Here is a 24,275-nt window from a genome sequence, read left to right on the forward strand (position 1 = left end):
CTGAGGCCCAACCGCCTGTCTCAGGCTGATCTGAAAGAAGCCCATGAATCTGTTGTCGCCGGGAATCACATTGCTCAGGCCCTTGTCGGCCCGCTGGCGCTTTTGGGTGTTGCCGATCCCGATGCTGCTGGTAGGGCTGGTCATGGGGTTCATGTGGTTGACAGCTTCGGCGCCCCACGCACCAGCAGGCGCGGTGTTGGTTTGGCTGGTGCTGGCCGGTTTGGCCATCTGGCTGTATTTGCAGCTGGCCTACGTCAGCCTCATGGATGGCGAGACCCAACACATGGACAGCGCCATGACCCGGGTGTCACACGGAGACCTGTCGCAAGCGGCCTCTGGCAAGGAGCCGTCCTTGGGCGGATTTGGCCGACAGTTGCAGCAGATGGTCACCAACATGTCGAGCATGGTGGCCAACATCCGCACCGCGGCCGTGTTGTTGGGGGACACCGGCAAAACCCTGGTCGAAGACACCCGCGGCCTCGCAGAACGTGCGCAGGCCCAAGGCCAGCACTTGCAGCAGACCTCGGTCCACGTCAAACATGTCAGCGAAACGGTGGCGCGCAACGCCCAGGCGGCACAACAGGTCAGCCAGATGACATCCAGCCTGCACCAGGAAGCCGATTCGGCCGGCAAAAAAATGACCGAAGCCATGCAGAGCATGGGCCCGCTGGAGGTGACCTCCAAACGCATGTCCGAGATCATCGGGGTGATCGACGGCATCGCATTCCAGACCAATTTGCTGGCGCTCAATGCCGCGGTGGAAGCGGCACGCGCCGGAGAGCAAGGCCGGGGTTTTGCCGTGGTGGCGGCCGAGGTGCGCAACCTGGCCAAACGCAGCCAGGGCGCGGCCGCTGAAATCCGTGACCTGATTGCCGAGTCGTCCAAACGCGTGGGTGAAACGGTGCATGGCATCAAACAGATCAACGACAGCATGGCCAGCCTGATTTCCGGCATAGGCGGCATTGCCACCAACATCAATGTCATGGCCGAGGGCAGTGCCTCGCAAAGCGCCGCGCTGGAAGAAGTGGTGCACGCGGTGGGCGACCTTGACGTGCTGACCCAGGAGAACGCGGTGCTGGTCAGCCGCGCCGGTGTCAACGCCGAGCGCCTGATCAACCAGGCCTCGATCCTGGAGGTCTCGGTCGGTGACATCCGCTTGCACCAGGGCACCGCCGACCAGGCGCGCCAGATGACGCTCAACGCCCTGGCGCACCTGCGCCAGGTGGGCTACGCCCAGGCGGTGCGTGACTTCCATGACCGCAGCAAACCCTTCATTGACCGCGACCTCTACATCTTCATTTTTGACCGGGCCGGGATCTACCAGGTGCACGGCGCTTTGCCCGAAAAAGACAACACCGACTTGCGTGTGATTCCCGGTCTGGACGCGGAAAAACTGATCACTGATGCCTGGGCGGTGTGTGACAGGGAACAGGGTGGCTGGGTCAATTACGTGATCACCAACCCGGTCAGCCGCGAAACCCAGGCCAAGACCTCGTACGTGGTGCCGCTGGACCAGCAGCACCTGCTGGGCTGTGGTTGTTATCTGAACTCTGAATGGCTCAACGTCTGACCGGGCCCGCCCCAACAAGGCACCCAGCCTGATCACCCTCAACCGGCAGGTGCACAAGACGCCGACGCGATGGCGCCACCACAGCCGGGGCACCCATTGCTATTGAGTAAATAGCAACATACCCATGATTTGTAAGGGCTAGAGCCCTAAAAAACCTGCAATTTCAGACCTGCGGGGTCAGGCGGATGCCCGCACCTACTGGTGTCGTCCGCGCCATGCGAGCAAGCTCTGTGGCAGCGCCTAGTCCGCGTTGAAGCCCGCGCCAAGCTGCTGAACAATATTTTTGTCAAATGCAGTTAACAAAAATCGGTTTTCTTGCGTTTGAACAGTTTCAGGTAAGGTGAAACGCTCAAAATCAGTAGCGTTTGATGCAATGAAACGGTTTTACCAGGAGGTTCAATGAACGCCGAAACGCAGCATGACTTATCCCACAAGGCTCCCGCTTATGTGCGCAACCAAGGTCTGATTTCCTGGGTGGCAGAGATCGCCGCCCTGACCCGCCCCGACGCCGTGTACTGGTGTGATGGCTCGGAAGAGGAATACACCCGCCTGTGCCAGCTGCTGGTGGACGCAGGCACTTTCAAGAAGCTCAACCCGGTCAAACGGCCCAACAGCTTTCTGGCCTGCAGCGACCCCAGCGACGTGGCCCGGGTTGAAGACCGCACCTTCATCTGCTCCGACAAGAAGGAAAACGCCGGCCCCACCAACAACTGGATGGCCCCGGCCGAAATGCGTGCGCTGCTGCAGACCGGCCAGGCCGACGGCACCAAAGCCCTGTTTGAAGGTTGTATGCAAGGCCGCACCATGTATGTGATCCCGTTCAGCATGGGGCCGCTGGGCAGCCCGATTGCGCACATCGGCATCGAACTCTCCGACAGCGCTTATGTGGCGGTCAACATGAAGATCATGACGCGCATGGGCAAGGCCGTTTATGACGTGCTGGGTGCCGACGGTGAGTTCGTCCCCTGTGTCCACAGCGTGGGTGCGCCTTTGACACCTGGTCAAAAAGATGTGACCTGGCCGTGTAACACCAACAAATACATCGTGCACTACCCCGAAACCCGTGAAATCTGGAGCTTTGGCTCGGGTTACGGTGGCAATGCGCTGCTCGGCAAAAAGTGTTTTGCGCTGCGCATCGCCTCCAACATGGCGCGTGACGAAGGCTGGCTGGCCGAACACATGATGATTCTGGGCGCCACCAACCCCGAAGGCAAAAAACACTATGTGGCGGCGGCGTTCCCGAGCGCCTGTGGCAAGACCAACTTTGCCATGCTGGTGCCACCTGCCGGTTTTGAAGGCTGGAAGATCACCACCGTGGGGGACGACATCGCCTGGATCAAACCCGGTGCGGACGGCAAACTCTACGCGATCAATCCTGAAGCAGGCTACTTCGGTGTGGCGCCGGGTACCAACATGTTGACCAACCCGAACTGCATGTTGTGCCTGGACAAAAACGTGATCTACACCAACGTCGCCCTGACCGATGATGGGGATGTCTGGTGGGAAGGTCTGGAATACGACACCCCCGGTAAGGCCCTGCCATCGCATTTGATCGACTGGAAAGGCAACGACTGGACACCCGAAATCGCCAAAGCCACCGGTGCCAAGGCAGCGCACCCGAACTCGCGTTTCACCGTGTCAGCCACCAACAACCCGGCGCTCGATACCGAATGGGACAACCCGGCCGGGGTGCCGATCGACGCCTTCATGTTCGGCGGTCGCCGTGCCAACACGGTGCCACTGGTGACCGAAGCCCGCAGCTGGGTCGACGGTGTCTACATGGCCGCCACCATGGGTTCGGAAACCACGGCTGCCGCTGTGGGCCAGGCCGGTGTGGTGCGGCGTGACCCGTTTGCCATGTTGCCGTTCACGGGCTACAACATGAGTGACTACTTCCAACACTGGTTGACCCTGGGTGCCGAACTCGAAGCCAAAGGTGTCAAGCTGCCCAAGATCTACACCACCAACTGGTTCCGAAAGGATGCGGATGGCAAGTTTGCCTGGCCCGGTTACGGTGAGAACATGCGTGTGCTCAAGTGGATTCTGGACCGTCTGGACGGAACGGCACCCGCAGGGGAAGAGTACTTCTTCGGCCTCACACCGACCTACGCGGCAATCAACTGGAAAGGCCTGGACTTCTCTGAAGCGCAGTTCAAGACCGTCACCAGCATCGACAAGGCCGCCTGGAAAGACGAGATGGCCTTGCACAACGAACTCTTTGCCAAACTGGCTTACCACCTGCCCAAGGCCTTGACCGACACCAAGGCGCGTATCGAGGCCGAACTGGCCGCCTGATAACCCAGGGTGACCTGGGGTCAGCCGTCACAAAGCCACCGCGAGGTGGCTTTTTTGTTGGTGACGCAGTGCCAAGGACCAGATCTGGCCGATGCCAACAAGCTGTCTCTGAGCGCTACACCCTGAATCAGGGGCATTCATGAAAACGATTACATTATTGTTTGATGTTGGTTAAGCTTTGCCTTGGCCGGAGCGCGACAATCAGCGCGCAAGTGCAGATTTTTTGATACGTGACTTGCTGGAAATCATGTGGAGCGGGTTGGTGCTGAGCAGATGCCAACCCGTTGTTGCCCTTGTCAAATTTGCCCAAAATGACCGCTACACACTGTTTTACCTCAGCCAGACGGCCCTGCGCCGCACCGGGTCGTCCAGAGACGCGCGACTTGCTGGGGTTGACCGTGTCAGCATGGCCCCGGTTTTTTCTTCCTCAACTCAACTAACTGAAAAGGATCGTCAATGTCTCAAAAAATTCTCGACGTGGTTCAACCTGGCGTGGTGTCGGGTGACGATGTGCAAAAAATCTTCGCCATTTGCAAAGCCAACAAGTTTGCGATGCCCGCCGTGAACGTCATCAGCACCGACTCCGTCAACGCGGTGCTGGAAGCGGCAGCCAAGGTCAAGGCCCCGGTGGTGATCCAGTTCTCCAATGGTGGTGCGGGGTTTGTGGCCGGTAAAGGCTTGAAGCTCGACGGCCAGCAAGCGGCCATTTTGGGTGGTATTTCTGGTGCCAAACACGTGCACCTGATGGCGCAGGCCTACGGTGTGCCAGTGATTTTGCACACCGACCATGCCGCCAAAAAGCTGCTGCCCTGGATTGACGGTCTGCTCGACGCTGGTGAAAAACACTTTGCGGAAACCGGCAAACCCCTGTTCAGCTCCCACATGCTGGATCTGTCGGAAGAACCCCTCAAAGAAAACATCGAAATCTGCGGCAAATACCTGGCCCGCATGGCCAAGATGGGCATGACGCTGGAGATTGAACTGGGCGTGACCGGCGGTGAAGAAGACGGTGTCGACAACAGCGGTCTGGACCACTCCCTGCTCTACACCCAGCCCGAAGATGTGGCCTACGCTTATGAAGAGCTGAGCAAGATCAGCCCCCGTTTCACCATTGCCGCCTCGTTTGGCAATGTGCACGGTGTCTACAAGCCGGGCAACGTCAAGCTCACACCCAAGATCCTGGACAACTCGCAAAAGTACGTGTCCGAGAAATACAAGGTCGCGCCCAACACGCTGGACTTTGTGTTCCACGGTGGCTCGGGTTCCAGCGCTGACGAGATCAAGGAAGCTATCAGCTACGGCGTGGTCAAGATGAACATCGACACCGACACCCAATGGGCGACCTGGGAAGGTGTGATGAACTTCTACAAAAAGAACGAAGGTTACCTGCAAGGCCAGATCGGCAATCCCGACGGTGATGACAAGCCCAACAAGAAGTTCTATGACCCACGCGTCTGGCAACGTGCTGGCCAGCTTGGCATGATCGGCCGACTGGAACAGGCCTTCAAAGAACTCAATGCGGTGAACACCCTGTAAAACAGGCCAACCGTGTCAAAAAGGGCCGATGGAAACATCGGCCCTTTTTTTATGGCCACGATGTGGGGAAGATGTCTTTTTGGCCAAGGTCTTTGCCGGAAACCGCCACGCCAAGGCCTGGCTTAGGGTTTGCCGTAAGGGTTTTGTTTGCTTTTGTATTTCAAAATACACATTTGTCAAAACCCTCACCAAGGACATCACGATGGCACTTGTTTCTATGCGCGAATTGTTGGACCACGCGGCGGTCAACGGCTACGGCATTCCGGCGTTTAATGTGAACAACCTGGAGCAAGTCCAGGCGGTGATGTCCGCTGCCGACGAGGTGGGCGCCCCGGTGATTCTGCAAGCCAGCGCCGGTGCCCGCAAATACGCGGGTGAACCCTTTATCAAACACCTGATCCAGGCAGCCATCGAAAGTTACCCGCACATTCCGCTGGTCATGCACCAGGACCATGGCCAGAACCCCGGCGTCTGCCAGGGCGCGATCAACCTGGGTTTCAGCTCGGTGATGATGGACGGCAGCCTCGAGGGCGACGGCAAAACCATCGCCAGTTTTGAATACAACGTGGAGGTCACCCGCAAGGTGGTCGACATGGCCCACGCCGTGGGTGTGACGGTGGAGGGTGAACTCGGTTGCCTGGGCAGCCTGGAAACCATGAAGGGTGACAAGGAAGACGGCCACGGCACCGACGCCACCATGACGCGCGAGCAGATGCTGACCAACCCCGAACAAGCTGCCGAGTTTGTCAAACGCACCCAGCTCGACGCGCTGGCGATTGCGATTGGCACCAGCCACGGCGCCTACAAGTTCAGCCGCCAGCCCACCGGTGACATTCTCGCGATCGACCGCGTGATGGAAATCCACGCGCGCCTGCCCAACACCCACCTGGTGATGCATGGCTCCAGCAGCGTGCCGCAGGCCTACCTGGCCACCATCAACCAGTACGGCGGCAAGATGAAGGAAACCTATGGCGTGCCGGTGGCAGAGATCCAGAAAGCCATCCGGTACGGCGTGCGCAAGATCAACATCGACACCGACATCCGCCTGGCCATGACCGCCGCGGTGCGCCAGTTCCTGTTTGAGAACCCCGACAAGTTCGACGCCCGCGACTGGCTCAAACCGGCCCGCGAAGCCGCCAAACAGCTGTGCAAACAGCGTTACCTGGAATTCGGTTGTGAAGGACAGGCCGCCAAGATCAAAGGCGACAACCTGACGGTGGTGGCCGCCAAATACGCACGTGGCGAGCTGGCGCAAGTGGTCAACTGAGTCGACCCCAGCGCTGTGCGAACAAGCCACCTGCGGGTGGCTTGTTTATATAGAAAATATGCCTCTGGCCCTTTTAAATGAAGGGGTTATAGCTATGAAGTTTGTCAACTCAAAATACCATTCCGTGCCGCGCCAACGTGTGTGGTCGGCCATACCTGGCCAGGCAGCAGGCCTCAGACGCGCTGCGCTTTGCGACATCGGCCCACTGCCTGGCCCGGCATGGCCTGCGGCGGATGATGTCATCGGGAAAAGAAGGCCGGTGAGCTGGCATGCATCCAACGGTGGGTGGGCCATTGGGGTACGCCGATGTCGCAAAGCGCAGCGCGTCTGAGGCGGGCCCCAATGGCCCATCCGCCGTCACCACAGGCAGACAGCGTCAAAGACCTCATCCAAGCCGATCAATCACAGTCACCAGCGTAGAAAATCGACCCATTGAACCTAAACTCGACCCCTGGCCTGATTGACTCTTTTGACTGATGCCCACGTTATGACCACCTCTGCTGAAACCACCGTTCACACCTCTTCCCTGACCTCGCTGACCCTGCTGGCTCGCGGCAAGGTGCGCGACAACTACGCGGTGGGGGACGACCGCATCCTGATGGTGGCCAGCGACCGCATCAGTGCCTTTGACGTGATCATGGGCCAACCGATTCCTGGCAAAGGTGTGTTGCTGACCCAGATGGCGCTGTTCTGGTTTGACAAACTCGGCCCCAAGGGGCTGAACCTGTGCCCGATCCACCTTACCGGTGAGGCGCCCGAAAGTGTCGTCACACCCGCCGAAGTGCCCCAGGTCACTGGCCGCTCGATGTTGGTCAAACGCCTCAAACCGATTCCGGTTGAGGCCGTGGTGCGTGGTTACCTGGCTGGCAGCGGCTGGAAGGAATACCAGGCAAGCCAGTCGGTCTGTGGTGTGCCACTGCCCGCAGGCCTGAAAAACGCCAGCAAATTGCCCGAACCCATCTACACCCCCGCGGCCAAAGCCGAGATGGGTGAGCATGATGAAAACATCACCTTTGAGAAAACCGTCGAGATGATTGGTGCCGACCTGGCCACACGCATCCGCGACATCAGCATCGCCATCTACAAAGCCGCCAGCGAGATCGCTGCCACCAAGGGCATCATCATTGCCGATACCAAGTTTGAATTTGGCCTGGACAAGGACGGCACCTTGGTGCTGATGGACGAGGTGCTGACGCCCGACTCATCCCGTTACTGGCCAGCCGAGAGTTATGTGGAGGGGATCAACCCGCCCAGCTACGACAAACAGTTTTTGCGCGACTGGCTGGAAACCGCCCAGGTGGGTGGCCGACTCTGGAGCAAAACACCGCCAGCGCCGCATCTGCCACGTGAGGTCATCGACAAAACCTCGGCCAAATACCAGGAAGCGCTGACCCGGTTGACCAGCTGAGTGATACGTGAAATCAGCCTCTAGCCCTGATACCGATTGGGCTGACAGCTACATTTTTTGAGGCAAAGTGCTTGTCAAGAACAAGCCCTTATTCCATCTCTACTTCCAGATTTTCGTCGGGCTGCAGACGTTTGATGGTCTGTTTGCGTGAGATCAGCATCGGGATGGCCACCCCCACCGACAGCGCCAGCATCACAAAAAAGGCCGACAAACCGTTGTTGACCGTGGCAAAAAAGATCTTGCTGTAGAGCACCGGGTCTTTTTCAACCGTTAACTCAATCATGCCCACCATGGCCTGGTAGGCAAAAAAGCCGGGAATCATCGGGATCACCGCCGGAATCGCAAAAATCATCGGCGGCGCCTTGCGCTGGTGCGCCGCCAGCACACTGAGCAGGCCAATCAGCGCCGCACCGGCCAAGGTGGCCAGGGCCGCCACCGTGCCCTGCTGCACCAGGCCGATTTTGAGCAGCCCGCCCAGAGCGGCGATCACAAAAATGGTGCCCAGCGTGCGCCGAGGCACATTGAACAAGACCGCAAAACCGATGGCGGCACAACCCAACCAGATGCCTTTTTCGAGAAACAACAAGGTATTCATGGCTCAGAACTTGTAGGCCAGCAGGGCAACCGTCAGCCCCAGGGCAATGGCAAACGCCATGATCATCACATTGACACCACGCACGATGCCGTTGAGGGTGTGGCCATCCATCAGGTCAGAAATCGCATGGATCATCGGCACACCCGGAATCAGGAACAACACCGAGGTAGAAAACGCGTGGCTGTAGACCTCGTCAGGGTGAAAGTGGAAATAGGCACCGGCCACCAGCGCGGCGGTGGCCGCAGCGAAAAAGATCGAGACGTAAAAATTGAACTTGAGCTTGATCGCCTCCTGGCGCACATACAGGCCACAAAACGAGGCCACAAACACCGCCAGCATTTCGGTCAGGTTGCCGCCAAACAGCCGACAGAACGAGGCACCGGCCAGCGCCACCAACAGCAGCACCAGGTACCTGGGGTACAGCGGTTTGCGGTTGAGCACTTTGAGCTCCTCGGCAATCCGCGCCACCGACCACTTTTCCAGCACGATCTGCCAGCTCATGGTGCTGATGTCGGAGATCAGGTTGAAATTCAGGTGCATGCCGGGCATCCACTTGACGCTGGTGAACACCTTGTTGCTGTCCGGGTAGGTCAGGGTCAGCATGAGCGCGTGGTTGGTGATCAGCAGATCAGGCACACAGGCAAAGGCGTTGGCGATGCGCTCCACGGTGATCTTGATGCGCTCGGTATTGGCGCCCGAGATCATCAGCATCACACCAATGTCCAGCAACAGTTCGCCCAGTTCATCGTAGTCGGATCGGTGGCTTGTGGGCATGGGTGGGTACAAGTGGCTGCTGGTTGAAGAAAGCGATGCATTTTACGTGCCGGGTGAGCCGCACCCCACAAGACAGACGCGGCTGTCACAACCCGCTACCACCACAAGCGCAGCAGCCCACCCAACAATGCACGAGCCAATCAACCAACAGGAGACAAACATGGCAGCCAAAAAGATACTGATGATCTGTGGTGACTACTGCGAAGACTACGAAACCATGGTGCCGTTCCAGGTGCTGCTGACCGTGGGCCACACGGTGCATGCGGTGTGCCCCGACAAAAAGGCGGGTGATCAGATCAAAACTGCCATCCACGACTTTGAAGGTGCGCAGACCTACAGCGAAAAGCCGGGCCACAACTTCAGCCTGAATGCCACGTTTGCCGACATCCAGGCACAAGACTACGACGCGCTGGTGATCCCCGGTGGCCGTGGCCCCGAGTACCTGCGCACCTACCCGGCGGTGGTGGCTTTGGTGCAGCACTTTTTCACAACCAACAAACCGGTGGCCGCGATCTGCCACGGTGCCCAGCTGCTGGCCGGGGCAGACGTGCTCAAAGGGCGCAGCTGCTCGGCCTACCCGGCCTGCCGTTACGAGGTGGAACGGGCTGGCGGCACCTATGCCGACATTGCCATCGACGGCGCATTTACCGAAGGCAACCTGGTCAGCGCCCCGGCCTGGCCCGCCCACCCGGCCTGGATGGCGCAGTTCCTGGCCCTGCTGGGCACCCAGGTCACACCGTAAAACGACATCAGAGGGTGGCGGTGGGTGGTGGAGGATCAACACACAACCTGCCGGGACGGCCCCTGGTTTGCCCGGATTGACGCCCTCCCACACGGTCGGCATGCTGGCCCGTGCCACCACCTCTCGGAGTCGCCCATGTGCCAGGTCTTTGTCAGCGCTGATCCGCATCTGTACCAAAGTCGCGCACGCTCGGTGCGCCTGCACGGCGTGGCCACCAGCATCCGCCTCGAAAACCTGTTCTGGAATGTGTTGGATACCATCGCCCGGCGTGATGGTTTGGGTGTGCCGCAGCTGTGCACCAAACTCTATGACGAGCTGATCGAGGCGCGCGGTCAGGTGGATAACTTTGCGTCATTTCTGCGGGTGTGTTGCGGGCGTTACCTGGCGCTGCAACTCTCGGGCGGCATCCCGAGCGACGTGTCGATTCCGATTGCCAGCCTGAACGCGCAGCGGGTATTGGCCACCGAACACTGGCCGATGGCCATGCTGGCCGCCGTGCCCGCCAGCGCTGCCCAGGTGCGGGCCGCCTGAACTCGTTCAAAACGAGACGCCTGCCCGGTGGCCAGATGGCCCAGCCGGTCAACGCGGTGCGAGTCGGTGGCGCGGGGTGGTGTCGGTGTGGGTGATCAGCACGCCGGTGTCGCCATCCCATTCCAAAGGTGTCACCGTCATGGTGAACCAGATTTGGGCGCCAGGGGTGTGGCAGGGGTAGGTCATACAGAAGGCTTCCATGCGCCCCGATAACACGTCACGAATACCCTGCACAGCGCGGCTGGCGCTGTCCTCAGGGCTGTGGCCGCGCAAAGCCACCTCAAGGTAGTTGGCACCCAGGTCGGAATCGGAGGCGGGTAGCCCGGACTGGCTGCTGTAAGCCATGGCGTATTGCCGCCAGGCGATGTTGGTCATGACGATGACGCCCTGTGCGTCCAGCACCACCGCGTTGTCCGGCAAGGCATCCAGCGCGGCGCGCAGCAAGACCTTGGGGTCTGGGTGCTTGTCCGCCGCAGGCGGCTTGTTGACATCAGATAAAGGATCGTTCACGACAGATACCCTTCACGGGTTGATCAACCCAGAATCATTCTATCGACTGAATATGTCCGCCACCTGACGTCGGGGAATGGACCCTGGCACATTGACGCGCTGGTGAATCGGCAGCGCGGATGGCGGGTGGGTGACTACCGCAAGCCACCACCCGCTACACGTCAATTGAGCATCATGCTCAGCCGTCGGCGGTAGGTCGAGACCAGGGCAGCCTGCGGGTCCTCGGGGGCTGCCACCTTGCCCAGCACCTCGATGCTGGGGGTGGTTTTGCCCGGCACCGGTGCCGCGGTTTTGGGTTTGGGCGGGGTGAGCAATTCCAGGATCGCCACCATGGCCTTGCGCGGGGCCTCGTCAGCCCACTTCTTGTCACGCATGATGATTTCCAGCAGCTCGTCCATGGCAGCAGTCCATTCACCCACCGCCATCAACAAGCGGGCTTTGGCAAAACGGATGTCAAAGTCACGCTTGTTGGCAGCAATCCGCTCGTCAAATTGCGCCTCGTCCCACATTGCATATGGGCTGGTAGCTATGAATTTGATGGCATTAAGCCACTGTGACAACGCCTCAAAACGCAGCTTGCGCGGGATCTCGGCCAGCTTGGGCGCCAGCGCGGCCTCGGCCTCCTCGTGGCCACCGAGCTGGATCAGCAGGCGCACATAGTCGTAGCGGGTGTCGTCGTTGCCGGGGTCAGCGGCCAGCGCATCACCCAGCTTTTCGAGCGCGGCCTGGGCGTCGCCCGACTCCAGCAACGCCATGGCTTCGTCGGCCTCGGCCTCGCCAATTTCTTCTGCCTCGCTGGGCAGGTGTTTGTCCAGAAAGGCCTTGATCTGGGCCGGCGTTTGTGCACCGGTGAAACCATCCACCGGTTTGCCGCCCGACATCAGGATGCAGGTCGGGATGCTGCGGATGCCAAAGGCACCGGCCAGTTGCTGCTCGTCGTCGGCGTTGATCTTGGCCAGGGTGAAGCGGCCCTGGTAGTCCTCTTCAAGCTGCTCCAGCGCCGGCCCCATGGTCTTGCACGGGCCGCACCAGGGCGCCCAGAAGTCGATCAGGATCGGCTGGGTCATGGAGGCGGCAATCACCTCGGTTTCGAAGTTTTGCAGGGTAATGTCAATCATGGCGGTGGGGGGCTTGGGGGTTGAACGGGGTCAAACGTAAAATTCGGGGATGAAAAACATCCAAATCGGTGTGCTCATGGGTTCCAGCTCGGATTGGGACACCATGCAACACGCAGTCCATATTCTCCAACAGTTCGGTGTGCCACACGAGTACCGTGTGGTGTCTGCCCACAGGATGCCTGATGACATGTTTGCCTACGCGCAAGACGCGGTGGGCCGTGGCCTCAAAGCCATCATCGCCGGAGCCGGTGGTGCGGCGCACCTGCCGGGCATGCTGGCGGCCAAAACCACGGTGCCGGTGCTCGGTGTGCCGGTGGCCTCCAAACACCTCAGCGGGGTGGACTCCTTGCACAGCATCGTGCAGATGCCCAAGGGCATCCCGGTGGCCACCTTTGCCATCGGCGCCGCAGGCGCGGCCAATGCGGCGCTGTTTGCGGTGGCCATGCTGGCCAACAACGACATCGTGCTGCGCGCCCGGCTGGAGGATTTCCGCGCCGAACAAACCCAGACGGCGCGCGACATGACGCTGCCGCCCACACCATGAGCCAGCCCCATTGTTTGCCGGGCAGCACCGGCTGGAGTGACGACGGACAACCCGCCACCCTGGGGGTGATGGGGGGTGGCCAGCTCGGGCGCATGTTTGTGCACGCGGCGCAGAGCATGGGCTACTTCACTGTGGTGCTCGACCCCGACACCAGCAGCCCGGCCGGGCTGGTGAGCCACCAGCACATCCAGCGGGATTACCTGGACGCGCAGGGCCTGGCAAAGCTGGTGCAACACTGTGCGGCCGTCACCACCGAGTTCGAGAACGTGCCCGCCGCCGCCCTGGCCACCCTGGCCGCGACCCGGCCCACCGCGCCAAACGCCGAGGCGGTGGCGATTGCGCAGGACCGCATCCAGGAAAAAGCCCACTTGGCACGCAGCGGGGTGCCGGTGGCGCCTTATGCGGTGATCGAAAACGCGGCCGACCTGGCGACGGTGGCTGACACCCTGCTGCCCGGTATTTTGAAAACCGCCCGCCTGGGTTACGACGGCAAGGGCCAGCTGCGCGTGAGCAGCCGGGCCGAGTTGGCCAGCGCCTGGGACGCCCTCAAACAAGTACCCTGTGTGCTCGAGCAGATGCTGCCGCTGGCCGACGAGTGTTCGGTGATTGTGGCGCGTGGCTGGGATGGCGCTTGTGTCCACTTTGCGCCGCAGCGCAACCTGCACCGCCAGGGCATTCTGGCGGTGACCCAGGCTTATGAAGAAAATCTGCCACCAGCCCTTGTTGATAAAGCGGTAGCAGCTACCAAAAAAATAGCTGATGAGCTGAACTACGTCGGTGTGTTGTGTGTCGAGTTTTTTGTGCTGGCCGAGGGTTCACCCGAGTCGACCGCACTCGGTGGCCTGGTGGTCAACGAGATGGCACCGCGCCCGCACAACAGTGGCCACTACACGCTCGACGCTTGTGACCAGTCGCAGTTTGACCTGCAGGTGCGCACCCTGGCCGGTCTGCCGCTGGTGCAGCCGCGCCACCACAGCGCCGCTGTGATGCTCAACCTGCTCGGGGACCTGTGGGTGGATGGATGCATCCCGCCCTGGGACGCGGTGCTGGCCTTGCCCGGGGTGCATTTGCACCTGTACGGCAAGTTGCAGGCCAAACCCGGGCGCAAGATGGGCCACCTGACCGTGACCGCTGCAACGGCGGCTGAGGCCAATGCGGTGGCCTTGGAGGCCGCCCGCCTGCTGGGGATCGAGGCATTTTGAAGCGACTCCAGAGGACAAGGGGGCGCCTGTGATCCTGCCCGGCAACAACGCGCCATCTATAGCAGAAGCAGCAGACAGCATCAGGGCTGGCAGGTTGTTGGGCTTGCCTACCGAGACGGTCTATGGGCTGGCAGCCGACGCCGACAACGACGCCGCCGTGGCACAGATTTTTGTCGCCAAAGGCCGCCCGGCTGACCACCCGCTGATCGTGCATGTCGCGGATGCAGCGGCGACAGCCCATTACGCGGCAGACATGCCCGACTTCGCGCACAGACTCATGGCGGCCTTCTGGCCCGGCCCGCTGACCCTGATCCTGCCGCGCCAACCCGGTGTGGCCCAGGCCGCCGCCGGTGGCAACCCCACCGTGGGCCTGCGTTGCCCGTCACACCCGGTGGCGCAAGCGCTGTTGCAAGCCTGCGCGACACAAGGGGTGTGGGGTGTGGCCGCGCCGAGCGCCAACAAGTTTGGCCGCGTCAGCCCCACCACCGCTGCCCATGTAGCGGGTGAGTTTGGGGAGGAGCTGCTGATTCTGGACGGTGGCGCCTGCAGCGTGGGCATCGAGTCCACCATCATCGACTGCAGCCGGGGCCAGCCGGTGCTGCTGCGCCCGGGCGCCATCACGCCGGAACAGGTACAGACGGTTTGCGGCCTCAAAGTGCTTCAAAAAGAAGAGCTATCAACCCTTGATACACAAGCACCCAAGGCCTCTGGCACCCTGGAGTCGCACTATGCACCCCGCGCCCGGGTACGCCTGATGGATGCGGCGGCGATGGACCAAGGCGCCCCCTTGATGCTGGGTGAGGCGAGTTCTGCGACTGGCCCGGTGCTGGGCATCTGGTCCCACAAACCGCTGGCCTTGTATGATACCCGCTGCCTGTGGCAGGCCATGCCCGCTGATGCGGCGCAGGCGGCCCAGCAGCTGTTTGCCACGCTGCGTGCGCTGGATGCCCAGGGGGTGTCTCAGATCTGGGTGCAGACCCCACCGACCACGCCCGAGTGGGACGGTGTGCGCGACCGGCTGCAGCGCGCCGCGTATTGAGCGCCAGCGGCGCTCAGCGGTAACGCAGTTTCATCCCCAGGATCATCGCGGCCAACGACACCGTGATGGCATTGGAGATCACGATCGGCCAAGCGTCCATCAGCAGGCCATAGACCAGCCAGCACGCCACACCGGTGGTGAACACGCAGTACATGCCCAGCGAGATGCCGCTGACATCTTTGGTGCGGAAGGTGTGCCAGGCCTGGGGTAAAAAACTGATGGTGGTCAGCGTGGCGGCGACCGAGCCAATGATGTCAATCAAAGTCATGGGAATGGGGTTTAAGGGAAAACCCGATTGTCGGTCAAGCATGTGTCCATTTGTGTCGGCTCTGCTCAACGTCCCAAGGTGGTGTTGCCGGACGTGCTGGCCTCAGCCGCCGCCCAGTCCACCACCGCCTCCAACACTGGCCGTGCGGCGGCCGCATTGGGGTGGTTGACGATGGCCACCAGCGTCAGATGGCGGCCGTTGATGCCATGCACATACCCGGCCACCGCCTGCACATCACGCAGGCTGCCGGTTTTGAGGTGGGCACTGGCCAGGGCCGCACGGCTGCGTTTGAGGGTGCCGTCCAAGCCCACCAGCGGCAGCGAGGCCATCAGCTCGGGCATGTAGGGCGACAGGTAAGCCACCTGCAGCATCCGGCCCAGAGCGGCAGCGCTGATGCGTGCCTGGCGCGACAGACCGGCGCCGTTCTCGATTTGCGGCACCGCGAGCGCCTGGGTGGCCGTGCCAGACAGCGCAATGCGGCGCTGCCACCAGCCCCGCAGCACCTCACGCGCGGCCTCAAAGCTGGCCGGGCTGCTTGCGTCAGCCTGGCGTGCCAGTGTCAAAAACAGCTGCTGCGCCATCACGTTGTTGCTGAACTTGTTGATGTCGCGGATCACCTCGGCCAGGGTGGGTGAACTCACCCAAAAACTCGGGCTGGTGGCCGGGGCGCGGCCATCCAGCACACGGCCATCGAGCTTGCCACCCTGGTTGCGCCAAAGGCCTTCGATCGCACGGGCGGCGTAGCTGGGTGGGTCGATGTAGGCCACCGGCCAAAGTTTTTCACCACAGCCCATCGGGTAACCGCCCGCCAAACGGATGCGGGCCGGGTCAGAAAAATCCGCTTGCAGCCCACCACGGTAGTCTCCGCAGCCGTCTGCGCTGGCACTGCTGAGCAGCGGCACGCTGGTGGGCATCTGCACCCCGGCCAGCGGCGGGTCGATCTGCACCCGCGCCACCCGGTTGGCCGGGTCGGGGGTGAAGGTCATCAGGATGGACTTGAAGTTGATCAGCAGCGCCTCGGGGCTGGCGTTGTAGGGGCGCAGCGGCTCCCCGTCAAAATCACCCGGCTGGCTGGTGGGTGGGGCAAAAGCGCTGCGGTCGAGCACGATGTCACCCGCAATCCGCTGCACCCCCAGGCCTTGCACCCGGCGCAGCAGCAGCCAGAGTTTTTCGAGCGTCAGCGCCGGGTCACCCTGGCCAGCGATCACCAGGTTGCCCTTGAGCACACCGTTGACCACCGGGCCGTCCAGCCAGACCGGGGTGCGCCAAGTGAAGGCCGGGCCGAGCAGGTCCAGCGCGGCCGTGGTGGTCACCAGTTTCATGACCGAGGCCGGGTTGACCAGCACCTCGGCCCGGTGGCTCAGGCGTGGCGCCGAGAGGCCGTTGGCATCCACCACCAGCAGGCTGATGGCGTCCAACGGCAACTGGGCACGCGCCAGGGCGCTGCTGATCGGCTCGGGCAACGCCTGGGCGCCAGCGGCCAGCGCGCTGAGACCAAGCCAGAGGGGTAACAAACAGTGGGCCAGTTGGTGGCATCGACGTGAGGGTGATCGGGTCATGGCCGGATTATCCGGGCCACGGATAATGCCGCTCATGACCGATGTCCCCCACCCTCTTCTGGCCCGTTTCCCCCCCCGCACGGTGGGCATCGCTGCGGCTGTGATCACGGTGCTGATCTGGACCTCGTTCATTGTGATTGCCCGTGCCTCGAACGACCCGGCGCGCGGTGGCCTGCTGACCCCGTTTGACATCGCCTACTGCCGCATTGTGGGCGCCAGCCTGATCCTGCTGCCCCTGGGGGCCTGGCTGGTGCACCAGGACCGTGTCCGTGGCATCCGTGGCTCAAACTGGCTGCGCATCTCGCCCTTGCCGGGCCACATCACCATCAAGACCGGCTTTTTTGGCGGCCTGCTCTACGCCTTGCTGGCCTACAGCGCCTTTGTCTATGCACCGGCGGTACACGCCTCGGTGCTGATGCCGGGCAGCCTGCCGCTGTGGACGGCCTTGCTGGCAATGTGGCTGCTGTCTGACCGGATCACGTCAGCACGCGCTGCGGGTCTGGCGCTGATTGTGCTCGGTGACCTGCTGGTGGGTGGCCTGAGCCTGCTGCAGGTGTTTGAAGGTGGCTCGGTCTGGATCGGTGACCTGCTGTTCATGACAGCGGCCATGTGCTGGGCCTGTTACAGCGTGCTGGCGCGCCACTACCGGCTCGACGCGGTGCGCGCCACCATCGCCATCACCACTTTTGCCTGTGTGGCCTATTTGCCGATGTACACCGCGATGGCCTTGACCGGGGTGGTCAAGTCGCAGCTGTTCCATGCGCCCTGGCGCGACCTGCTGTTTCAGGCGGCGTTTCAGGGCTGGGGCTCGGTGGTGATCTCGGGGGTGACCTTCACCCAGATGATCCGCCACTTTGGCCCGGTGCGCTCGACCATGATCACCGCCCTGGTGCCGGGCCTCTCAGCCCTGAGCGCGGTGCTGCTGCTGGGTGAACCGCTGCACTGGAACCTGGCTGCAGGTCTGCTGCTGGTGACCGGTGGCATTTTGTTTGGGGTGCGCGCGGCAGCGCCAAACCCCTCTAAAAACATAGCTGTCAAGCCAGTATCCAAAGGGGCTGGCGGCTGATTGGATGGATAGACACATGAACCTCTTGGCCCTGGACACCAGTACCGAACAGATGTCGATCGCTGTGCAGCGCGCTGGTGTGGTCACGCCCTGGCATCACAGCGCAGTCGGTGGCGCCCACAGCTCCACGCACCTGATTCCCGAAATCCAAAAGCTGCTGGCGCAGGCCGAGCTGTCTTTTGACCAACTCGACGCGATTGTGTTTGGTGCCGGACCGGGCTCGTTCACCGGGCTGCGAACCGCCTGTTCGGTGGCGCAGGGCCTGGCTTTTGGGGCGGATGTGCCGGTGCTGCCGGTGGACACGCTGCTGGCCGTGGCCGAAGAAGCGCGTTGGCAGCTGTCTGGCGCAAGCGGCTTGGTGGTCACCAGCCTGCTCGACGCACGCATGGACGAGCTGTACACCGCCAGCTACATCTTTGAGAGTGATGTATGGCGACAGATCAAGGGCTGTAGCCTGATCAAGCCTGAGAGCCTGGACTGGGACGGCGTGGGTGTGCTGGTGGGCAATGGGTTTGCCGCCTATGGTGCGCGCCTGCCCGATGGCCCCGGTCTGCGCCTGCTGGCCTTGCCCACCGCAACGGCCATGCTGCGTCTGGCGCCAGCCTTGCTGGCCGCTGGCGGCGCGGTGCCGGCGGCACAGGCGCTGCCCACCTACATCCGCGACAAGGTGGCGCAGACCACGTTGGAACGCGCGGCCGCCAAATCTGCGACCTGAACCCGCCATGAACGCCCAACTGCAGCCTGTGGAAGTGCGCTTTGAGCCCATGCGTGAGGCCGACCTCGACGCGGTGTTGGCGCTCGAGCAGCAGGCCTACAGCCACCCCTGGCAGCGGCGCCACTTTGCCGACTGTCTGGCCGGGGGTTACCAGGCGCAGCTGCTGCTGGCGGGCGACACCCTGCTGGGCTACTTTGTCGCCATGCAAGGTTTTGAAGAGGTGCACTTGCTCAACCTGGCGGTGGCGCCCGGCCACCAGCGCCAGGGCTGGGCCAAGGTGATGCTCGACGCGCTGGTGTTGTGGGCGCGAGGCCAGGGCCTGCAATGGGTCTGGCTGGAGGCGCGCGCCAGCAACACCCGCGCGGTGCAGGTTTACAAGGCGCACGGCTTTCGTTATGTGGGCCTGCGCAAGCAGTATTACCCGGCGGAACTCGGCCAGCGCGAAGACGCGCTGGTGATGAGCCTCAAACTCGACAACACGCCATGAGGGTCGGGCCACAGCCCAGTCGGCCCAGTCGGTGAAAATCAGCCCATGAGCCTTGACCTTGATACCCGCCAACGCGCCATGCTGGCCGAGATGGGGGTGCACGTCTGGTGGCCCGACAACACGGCCCCCGATGAGGTGTTGGCCCAGGCGGCCGCAGCCGATTTACAGGCCGACAGCGACCGCCACCACGATCTGGAAAATGTGGCACCCAGCCCAGACAGTGAAAGGGCTGGAGGCCAATTTCACTCACAAGCTGCGGCACCACAGCCGAGCAGCGCCCGGTCTGCGCCGCCTGCCGCGACGGCGCCACCCGCAGCGCCCGAGCACCCAGCAGATCAGCGGCCAACACCCCCCACCCGAGCGCGCCAGGCCCCGAGCGGCCCAGCCCCCACCGCGCTGACCCCGCTGCCACCAGGCATCGAGACCATGGACTGGCCCACGTTGCAGGCCACGGTGACGGCCTGTCAGGCCTGCGCCATGTGCCTGGGCCGACGTGGCCCGGTGCTGGCCGCCCCGCCAGACAGCCTGCGGGCCGACTGGCTGGTGCTCGGTGAACCACCTGACGACGCGCAGGAGCGCGCTGGCGAACCCTTTGTGGACGACGCGGGCCTGTTACTCGACAACATGCTCAAGGCGGTGGGGGTGCAACGCCACCAAACAGGCCTAGCCGAAGAGAACAACCCGGCCCAGACCGCCTACCTGAGCCTGGTGCTCAAATGCCGCCCGGTGGTGCCCACCACGCCCGACGCGCAGGCGCTGGCCGACTGCGCGCATTACCTGCGCCGCGAAATCGCGCTGGTGCAGCCCAAGGTGATTTTGGCCATGGGTCGGCTGGCGATGCAGGTGCTGCTGAGCCAGGACCACCCGCAAGGCCTCAAACTGCCACTGGGCAAGTTGCGCGGTCAGGTCTGGCATTACCAGGGTGTGCCAGTGGTGGTGACCTACCCACCCGCCTACCTGCTGCGTAACCCGCTGGACAAAGCCCGCGCCTGGGAAGATTTGTGCCTGGCGGCCGAGGTGGCACAAGCCCCAAGCCGCTGAGGGGTCAAACCGCCTCAGGCGCCGGGTGCCTGGGTGTGGTCCAGGTCCGGGCGATGGTAGGGGTCGACGTGGGTCAGCAGGTGCAACACGCGGTGGTGCTGCATCACGCGCTGCTGCGCGGCCACGGTGATGTCGTGCGCCTGCTCCACCGTCAGGGTGGCCAGCACCTCCAGATGCGCGTCCACCACAATCATGTCGCCCATCATGCGGGTGCGGATGTCGTGCACACCACTCACACCGGGGGTTTGCTGCAGGGTCTGGCGGATGGCCTGCAGCTCGGCGTCGTCCACCGCGCGGTCCATCAGGTCGTGCAAGGCGGTCCAGCCAAAACTCCAGCCCATGCGCGTCACCATGAAACCCACCAGCGCCGCCGCAATCGGGTCAAAAATCGGGTAACCGGCCAGGTTGCCGATGATGCCCACGCCCACCACCAGCGAGGACGCCGCATCAGATCGGGCGTGCCAGGCATTGGCCACCAGCATGCTGCTTTTGACCTTTTTGGCCACCAGCAACATGTAACGAAACAGCAGCTCCTTGGCTGTGAGTGCACCCAGCGCCACCCACAGTGCGCCGATGTGCACCGTGGCAATCAACTCTGGGTTTTGCAACTTGCTGGCCGCCGACCACAACATGCCCAGCCCCACCACCAACAGCAGCAAGCCCAGCACCAGGGAGGCAGCGTTCTCGAAGCGTTGGTGGCCATAAGGGTGGTCGGCATCGGCCGCTTTCTGGCTGTGGTGGTTGGCAAACAGCACCACGAAGTCGGCCACCAAGTCTGAGAGCGAGTGCAGGCCGTCGGCCACCAAGGCCTGCGATTTGCTCAGCACCCCGGCCACGATCTGCAGTGTGCTCAACACCAGATTGACCCCAACACTGACCCAGGTGCTGCGCGAGGCCGCACGCGCACGCTCGGCGTTGTTGTACTGGGGAAGGTCCTGGGGGTCGGAAATCGGGTCGTGTTGCATGGGGCACCAAGGGGGCGAAACGAGGGGCAGTTTAGGCGCTTTGTGGCCAAGGCATTCTTACAATGTCGGGCATGAACTTCCTTGACCAACTGGGCGCGGCAGAGCGCCAGAACCAATCTCTGCTGTGTGTCGGTCTGGACCCGGACCCGGCGCGGTTTCCGGCGCACCTCAAAAACGATGCCAGCAAGATCTACGACTTTTGCGCCGCCATCGTCGACGCCACCGCCGATCTGGTGATTGCCTTCAAACCCCAAATTGCCTACTTTGCCGCCCACCGGGCCGAAGCCCAGCTGGAGCAGCTGATTCAACACATGCGCCGCACCGCGCCGCAGGTGCCGATCATTCTGGACGCCAAGCGTGGTGACATCGGCAGCACCGCCGAGCAATACGCGATCGAGGCTTTTGAGCGTTACGGCGCCGACGCCGTCACGCTGTCGCCTTTCATGGGTTTGGATTCGGTACAGCCGTATCTGAAGTACCACGGCAAGGGCGCATTTTTGTTGTGCCGCACCTCCAACCCCGGTGGCGACGATTTCCAGAACCAGCGCCTGGCCAGTGTGCCGGGGCAGCCGCTGCTGTATGAACACATTGCGCGGCTGGCGCAAGGCCACTGGAACATCAACGGCCAGCTCGGTCTGGTGGTGGGCGCCACCTACCCGGCAGAAATTGAGCGGGTGCGGGCGCTGGCACCGAGCCTGCCGCTGCTGATTCCGGGGGTGGGGGCACAGGGTGGGGATGCACTGGCCACGGTCAAGGCGGGCTGGCGCAACCAACGGGCCGCAGACGGCACGGCACAGACCACCGGGCCGATCATCGTCAACTCCTCACGGGCGATTTTGTATGCCAGCGCTGGCGGCGACTTTGCAGCGGCGGCGCGGGCCGAGGCATTAAAAACCCGCGATGTGTTGCGGGCCGCTTGCCAAGCCGCATAAGCTCTTGCATTTATAGCTATCAGCCCTTTTGGGAAAAGGGCTAGAGGCCAAAAAGGCTTATAACTTGAAGACCGAAACCGTTTCCACCAGACCCTGAGACTGCTGGCTCAGGCTGGTGGCGGCGGCGGCAATTTCTTCCACCAGGGCCGCGTTTTGCTGGGTGGTTTTGTCCATCTGGGCGACGGCTTCCACCACCTGGGCCACACCGTCGGCCTGCTCTTTGCTGGAGCTACTGATTTCCCCCACGATCTGGCTCACCTCGCGGATGCTGGCCACCACCTCGTCCATGGTGCTGCCGGCCTGATCGACCAGCTGCGTACCGTGTTCCACGCGCTGCACACTGGCGCTGATCAGGCCTTTGATCTCTTTGGCAGCCTCGGCGCTGCGCCCGGCCAAGGAGCGCACTTCACTGGCCACCACCGCAAAGCCCCGGCCCTGCTCACCGGCGCGCGCCGCTTCCACCGCTGCATTGAGCGCCAGGATGTTGGTCTGAAAGGCGATGCCGTCGATCACACCGATGATGTCGGCAATACGCTGCGACGACTCGTTGATGTCTTTCATGGTGTGCACCACCTGGCCCACCACGTCACCCCCCTTCACCGCCACGGCGCTGGCAGCTTGTGCCAGCTGGTTGGCGCGTTGTGCACTGACCGCGTTTTGCTGGACGGCGGCACCCAGCTCTTCCATGCTGGCCGAGGTTTGCTCCAGCGCGCTGGCCTGAGACTCGGTGCGGCTGGAGAGGTCGTTGTCGCCCTGGGCAATCTCGACACTGGCGGTGGCCACCGCCTCGGAGCCCTGGCGCACCTGCTGCACCACATGAGCCAGCTTGTCACGCATGCTGGCCAGTGCCTGCATCAGCTGGCCGAGTTCGTTGTCGCCGTGCGACAGCACCTTGACCCGCAGGTCACCCTGGGACACCGCATGGGCCACCTCCAGCGCCTGGTTCACCGGTTCGGTGATGCTGCGAATAAAGAGCCAGGACAACCACAGAGCAGCCAGCAGGCCGCTGAGTTGCAACAACGCCACGGCAGCCAGGATGCGGTATTCGGTCTGCAGGCGGGCCTGGAGCTCAGCCACCATGGTCTGCATGGCCAGGCTGTTGAAGGCAAACAGGCCGTCAATGGTCTGGGTGAAGGTGTCAAAGTAGTTCACCGCAGGCAGCGTCAGCTCGGTGGCATTGATGACGCCATCGTTGGCCAGCGCCAGGGTTTTCTCGACGGCGGCGTTGCTGCTTTTGGCGGCGGCATCCAGCGCGCTGTGCAGGCGCGGGTTGGCCTGGGTGGCCAGCGCCACCTGGCGGAACATGCTGGCCTGCAACTCCAGGGCGCGTTTGTTCAGGGCACGCAGCGTGGCTCGGCCTTCGGGCGGGGCGTTGGCCTGGGTCAGGAAGCCGCTGCCCAGGGCGCGCATCAGCCCCAAGTTCTCAGCCAGCCAGGGCATGTCGGCCATGGTGGCGCGGATCAGCGCGGAGGTGTCGGGGTGGGGCTCCAGGCTCAGGCCAAATTCGTCCAGCAGTTCTTCACCGAGTTGCAGCTGGCTGGTGACGATCTGGGTGTGGCGCTGGGTGCTCTCGGCGGCGGGGATGCTGCGGCCCGCCACACTTTGCTCCAACGTGGTCCAGCCTTGTTTGAGTTCTGCCCAGCGCTTCTGTAAAGCGGGCGAAACGCCAGCGGTGGTGAATTCACCCTCCATGGCGCTGATGGCAGCATTGAGCTTGTCGCGCAGGGCCGGGCGGCGGGCGGCCAGTTCCTCGTTGCCATTGAGCATGCTGGCCGACATGCCGCGGTGGGTCTGGCTGAGCTGGATCACCTTGTTGAGCGCCACCAGCGGGCCGGTGCCCAGCAGCTCACGCTGCGCCACCTGGATGTCGGAGAAGGAACGCTTGAAGTACAAACCCGTCGGTATGGCCACCATCACCAGGGCCACCAGCCCCAGGATCAGGAACTTGTGGGCGAGCTTCATGTGTTGCAGCAGCGGCATAGGGGTCTCCTGAAGTGCGGTGTGTGACGGTCTTCTCGACGCATCATACGGACAAGCTGCCCAATGCGCCAGCAGGACTGCGCTTGATGTGGGGTAAGCAACAAATTAGCCTTTAGCCCTTATATATAAAG

Annotated in this window: 23 protein-coding genes; 15 read left to right on the forward strand and 8 right to left on the reverse strand. The window is 62.5% G+C overall.

From position 1 onward, the window contains the following. Positions 1–43: 43 nt before the first annotated feature. From FDG13_RS02485 to FDG13_RS02505, 5 genes are all read left to right on the forward strand, one after another. Positions 44–1,570 (forward strand): methyl-accepting chemotaxis protein, encoded by a 1,527-nt coding sequence (locus FDG13_RS02485; protein WP_180125207.1) that lies wholly within the window; start codon positions 44–46, stop codon positions 1,568–1,570. A gap of 399 nt (positions 1,571–1,969) precedes the next feature. After that, a complete protein-coding gene (locus FDG13_RS02490; protein ID WP_180125208.1) occupies positions 1,970–3,865 on the forward strand; it encodes a phosphoenolpyruvate carboxykinase (GTP) in 1,896 nt (631 codons plus the stop codon). Positions 3,866–4,321: 456 nt separating this feature from the next. Then, positions 4,322–5,401 (forward strand): class II fructose-bisphosphate aldolase, encoded by a 1,080-nt coding sequence (gene fbaA / locus FDG13_RS02495; protein ID WP_180125209.1) that lies wholly within the window; start codon positions 4,322–4,324, stop codon positions 5,399–5,401. 202 nt (positions 5,402–5,603) lie between these two features. After that, a complete protein-coding gene (gene fba / locus FDG13_RS02500; RefSeq protein WP_180125210.1) occupies positions 5,604–6,668 on the forward strand; it encodes a class II fructose-bisphosphate aldolase in 1,065 nt (354 codons plus the stop codon). Between the two features lie 487 nt (positions 6,669–7,155). Continuing rightward, positions 7,156–8,076 (forward strand): phosphoribosylaminoimidazolesuccinocarboxamide synthase, encoded by a 921-nt coding sequence (locus FDG13_RS02505; protein WP_180125211.1) that lies wholly within the window; start codon positions 7,156–7,158, stop codon positions 8,074–8,076. Positions 8,077–8,164: 88 nt separating this feature from the next. On the opposite strand, the gene FDG13_RS02510 is transcribed toward FDG13_RS02505, so the two are convergent. After that, positions 8,165–8,671 carry a threonine/serine exporter family protein gene (locus FDG13_RS02510; protein WP_180125212.1) on the reverse strand — a complete coding sequence of 169 codons (507 nt, stop codon included), beginning with the start codon at positions 8,669–8,671 and terminating at the stop codon, positions 8,165–8,167. Between the two features lie 3 nt (positions 8,672–8,674). Next, the gene (locus FDG13_RS02515; RefSeq protein ID WP_180125213.1) at positions 8,675–9,445 is read right to left on the reverse strand and encodes a threonine/serine exporter ThrE family protein; all 771 of its coding nucleotides are present in this window, start codon (positions 9,443–9,445) and stop codon (positions 8,675–8,677) included. A gap of 160 nt (positions 9,446–9,605) precedes the next feature. Between FDG13_RS02515 and FDG13_RS02520 the strand changes: the two genes are divergently transcribed. After that, entirely contained in the window at positions 9,606–10,187 is a 582-nt protein-coding gene (locus FDG13_RS02520) for a DJ-1/PfpI family protein (protein ID WP_180125214.1), read from the forward strand. Positions 10,188–10,322: 135 nt separating this feature from the next. Next, a complete protein-coding gene (locus tag FDG13_RS02525; RefSeq protein WP_078364618.1) occupies positions 10,323–10,718 on the forward strand; it encodes a ribbon-helix-helix domain-containing protein in 396 nt (131 codons plus the stop codon). A 48-nt stretch (positions 10,719–10,766) separates the two neighbouring features. Here the strand turns inward: FDG13_RS02525 and FDG13_RS02530 are convergent, their stop codons facing one another. Further along, positions 10,767–11,228 carry a PAS domain-containing protein gene (locus tag FDG13_RS02530; RefSeq protein ID WP_180125215.1) on the reverse strand — a complete coding sequence of 154 codons (462 nt, stop codon included), beginning with the start codon at positions 11,226–11,228 and terminating at the stop codon, positions 10,767–10,769. 161 nt (positions 11,229–11,389) lie between these two features. Continuing rightward, positions 11,390–12,346 (reverse strand): thioredoxin, encoded by a 957-nt coding sequence (gene trxA / locus FDG13_RS02535; protein WP_180125216.1) that lies wholly within the window; start codon positions 12,344–12,346, stop codon positions 11,390–11,392. 49 nt (positions 12,347–12,395) lie between these two features. Between trxA and purE the strand changes: the two genes are divergently transcribed. From purE to FDG13_RS02550, 3 genes are read left to right on the forward strand one after another with little or no spacing between them, the layout of a single operon-like run. Then, the gene (gene purE, locus FDG13_RS02540) at positions 12,396–12,890 is read left to right on the forward strand and encodes a 5-(carboxyamino)imidazole ribonucleotide mutase (protein ID WP_078364621.1); all 495 of its coding nucleotides are present in this window, start codon (positions 12,396–12,398) and stop codon (positions 12,888–12,890) included. Continuing rightward, positions 12,887–14,092 carry a 5-(carboxyamino)imidazole ribonucleotide synthase gene (locus FDG13_RS02545; protein ID WP_180125217.1) on the forward strand — a complete coding sequence of 402 codons (1,206 nt, stop codon included), beginning with the start codon at positions 12,887–12,889 and terminating at the stop codon, positions 14,090–14,092. Before purE ends, FDG13_RS02545 begins: the two co-directional genes overlap by 4 nt. Before the next feature lie 28 nt (positions 14,093–14,120). Continuing rightward, complete coding sequence (locus tag FDG13_RS02550; RefSeq protein WP_180125218.1) at positions 14,121–15,131, forward strand: L-threonylcarbamoyladenylate synthase; 1,011 nt, start codon at positions 14,121–14,123, stop codon at positions 15,129–15,131. Positions 15,132–15,144: 13 nt separating this feature from the next. On the opposite strand, the gene FDG13_RS02555 is transcribed toward FDG13_RS02550, so the two are convergent. Then, the gene (locus FDG13_RS02555; RefSeq protein WP_078364624.1) at positions 15,145–15,399 is read right to left on the reverse strand and encodes a SemiSWEET transporter; all 255 of its coding nucleotides are present in this window, start codon (positions 15,397–15,399) and stop codon (positions 15,145–15,147) included. A 65-nt stretch (positions 15,400–15,464) separates the two neighbouring features. Then, the gene (gene dacB, locus FDG13_RS02560) at positions 15,465–16,958 is read right to left on the reverse strand and encodes a D-alanyl-D-alanine carboxypeptidase/D-alanyl-D-alanine-endopeptidase (protein WP_180125219.1); all 1,494 of its coding nucleotides are present in this window, start codon (positions 16,956–16,958) and stop codon (positions 15,465–15,467) included. 34 nt (positions 16,959–16,992) lie between these two features. On the opposite strand from dacB, the gene FDG13_RS02565 reads away from it, so the two are divergent. The 4 genes from FDG13_RS02565 to FDG13_RS02580 are packed head-to-tail and all read left to right on the forward strand — an operon-like array spanning position 16,993 to position 20,267. After that, on the forward strand, positions 16,993–18,024 hold the full coding sequence (locus FDG13_RS02565) for a DMT family transporter (RefSeq protein WP_180125220.1): 1,032 nt from the start codon (positions 16,993–16,995) through the stop codon (positions 18,022–18,024). Between the two features lie 16 nt (positions 18,025–18,040). After that, positions 18,041–18,739, forward strand: coding sequence for a tRNA (adenosine(37)-N6)-threonylcarbamoyltransferase complex dimerization subunit type 1 TsaB (gene tsaB / locus FDG13_RS02570; RefSeq protein WP_180125221.1), 699 nt, complete (start codon positions 18,041–18,043; stop codon positions 18,737–18,739). A 7-nt stretch (positions 18,740–18,746) separates the two neighbouring features. Beyond that, positions 18,747–19,226 (forward strand): ribosomal protein S18-alanine N-acetyltransferase, encoded by a 480-nt coding sequence (gene rimI, locus FDG13_RS02575; protein ID WP_180125222.1) that lies wholly within the window; start codon positions 18,747–18,749, stop codon positions 19,224–19,226. Positions 19,227–19,271: 45 nt separating this feature from the next. Continuing rightward, positions 19,272–20,267, forward strand: coding sequence for a uracil-DNA glycosylase (locus FDG13_RS02580; RefSeq protein ID WP_180125223.1), 996 nt, complete (start codon positions 19,272–19,274; stop codon positions 20,265–20,267). Between the two features lie 14 nt (positions 20,268–20,281). Here the strand turns inward: FDG13_RS02580 and FDG13_RS02585 are convergent, their stop codons facing one another. Further along, on the reverse strand, positions 20,282–21,232 hold the full coding sequence (locus FDG13_RS02585) for a cation diffusion facilitator family transporter (protein WP_180125224.1): 951 nt from the start codon (positions 21,230–21,232) through the stop codon (positions 20,282–20,284). A gap of 71 nt (positions 21,233–21,303) precedes the next feature. Here FDG13_RS02585 and pyrF point away from each other — a divergent pair, with 71 nt between their 5' ends. Further along, positions 21,304–22,164: an orotidine-5'-phosphate decarboxylase gene (gene pyrF, locus FDG13_RS02590; protein ID WP_180125225.1), complete on the forward strand. Its 861-nt coding sequence runs from the start codon at positions 21,304–21,306 to the stop codon at positions 22,162–22,164. A 57-nt stretch (positions 22,165–22,221) separates the two neighbouring features. Here the strand turns inward: pyrF and FDG13_RS02595 are convergent, their stop codons facing one another. Next, positions 22,222–24,144 carry a methyl-accepting chemotaxis protein gene (locus FDG13_RS02595; RefSeq protein WP_180125226.1) on the reverse strand — a complete coding sequence of 641 codons (1,923 nt, stop codon included), beginning with the start codon at positions 24,142–24,144 and terminating at the stop codon, positions 22,222–22,224. Positions 24,145–24,275: the final 131 nt, after the last annotated feature.

Origin of the sequence: Rhodoferax sp. BLA1 (assembly GCF_013416775.1) — a bacterium.
Lineage (GTDB): Bacteria > Pseudomonadota > Gammaproteobacteria > Burkholderiales > Burkholderiaceae_C > Rhodoferax.

Excerpts from the sequence above, each read along its gene's own strand:
- FDG13_RS02485 (WP_180125207.1), top strand. The coding sequence starts at position 44 with ATGAATCTGTTGTCGCCGGGAATCACATTGCTCAGGCCCTTGTCGGCC.
- FDG13_RS02490 (WP_180125208.1), top strand. The coding sequence starts at position 1,970 with ATGAACGCCGAAACGCAGCATGACTTATCCCACAAGGCTCCCGCTTAT.
- fbaA (WP_180125209.1), top strand. The coding sequence starts at position 4,322 with ATGTCTCAAAAAATTCTCGACGTGGTTCAACCTGGCGTGGTGTCGGGT.
- fba (WP_180125210.1), top strand. The coding sequence starts at position 5,604 with ATGGCACTTGTTTCTATGCGCGAATTGTTGGACCACGCGGCGGTCAAC.
- FDG13_RS02505 (WP_180125211.1), top strand. The coding sequence starts at position 7,156 with ATGACCACCTCTGCTGAAACCACCGTTCACACCTCTTCCCTGACCTCG.
- FDG13_RS02510 (WP_180125212.1), bottom strand. The coding sequence starts at position 8,671 with ATGAATACCTTGTTGTTTCTCGAAAAAGGCATCTGGTTGGGTTGTGCC.
- FDG13_RS02515 (WP_180125213.1), bottom strand. The coding sequence starts at position 9,445 with ATGCCCACAAGCCACCGATCCGACTACGATGAACTGGGCGAACTGTTG.
- FDG13_RS02520 (WP_180125214.1), top strand. The coding sequence starts at position 9,606 with ATGGCAGCCAAAAAGATACTGATGATCTGTGGTGACTACTGCGAAGAC.
- FDG13_RS02525 (WP_078364618.1), top strand. The coding sequence starts at position 10,323 with ATGTGCCAGGTCTTTGTCAGCGCTGATCCGCATCTGTACCAAAGTCGC.
- trxA (WP_180125216.1), bottom strand. The coding sequence starts at position 12,346 with ATGATTGACATTACCCTGCAAAACTTCGAAACCGAGGTGATTGCCGCC.
- purE (WP_078364621.1), top strand. The coding sequence starts at position 12,396 with ATGAAAAACATCCAAATCGGTGTGCTCATGGGTTCCAGCTCGGATTGG.
- FDG13_RS02545 (WP_180125217.1), top strand. The coding sequence starts at position 12,887 with ATGAGCCAGCCCCATTGTTTGCCGGGCAGCACCGGCTGGAGTGACGAC.
- FDG13_RS02555 (WP_078364624.1), bottom strand. The coding sequence starts at position 15,399 with ATGACTTTGATTGACATCATTGGCTCGGTCGCCGCCACGCTGACCACC.
- dacB (WP_180125219.1), bottom strand. The coding sequence starts at position 16,958 with ATGACCCGATCACCCTCACGTCGATGCCACCAACTGGCCCACTGTTTG.
- FDG13_RS02565 (WP_180125220.1), top strand. The coding sequence starts at position 16,993 with ATGACCGATGTCCCCCACCCTCTTCTGGCCCGTTTCCCCCCCCGCACG.
- tsaB (WP_180125221.1), top strand. The coding sequence starts at position 18,041 with ATGAACCTCTTGGCCCTGGACACCAGTACCGAACAGATGTCGATCGCT.
- rimI (WP_180125222.1), top strand. The coding sequence starts at position 18,747 with ATGAACGCCCAACTGCAGCCTGTGGAAGTGCGCTTTGAGCCCATGCGT.
- FDG13_RS02580 (WP_180125223.1), top strand. The coding sequence starts at position 19,272 with ATGAGCCTTGACCTTGATACCCGCCAACGCGCCATGCTGGCCGAGATG.
- FDG13_RS02585 (WP_180125224.1), bottom strand. The coding sequence starts at position 21,232 with ATGCAACACGACCCGATTTCCGACCCCCAGGACCTTCCCCAGTACAAC.
- pyrF (WP_180125225.1), top strand. The coding sequence starts at position 21,304 with ATGAACTTCCTTGACCAACTGGGCGCGGCAGAGCGCCAGAACCAATCT.
- FDG13_RS02595 (WP_180125226.1), bottom strand. The coding sequence starts at position 24,144 with ATGCCGCTGCTGCAACACATGAAGCTCGCCCACAAGTTCCTGATCCTG.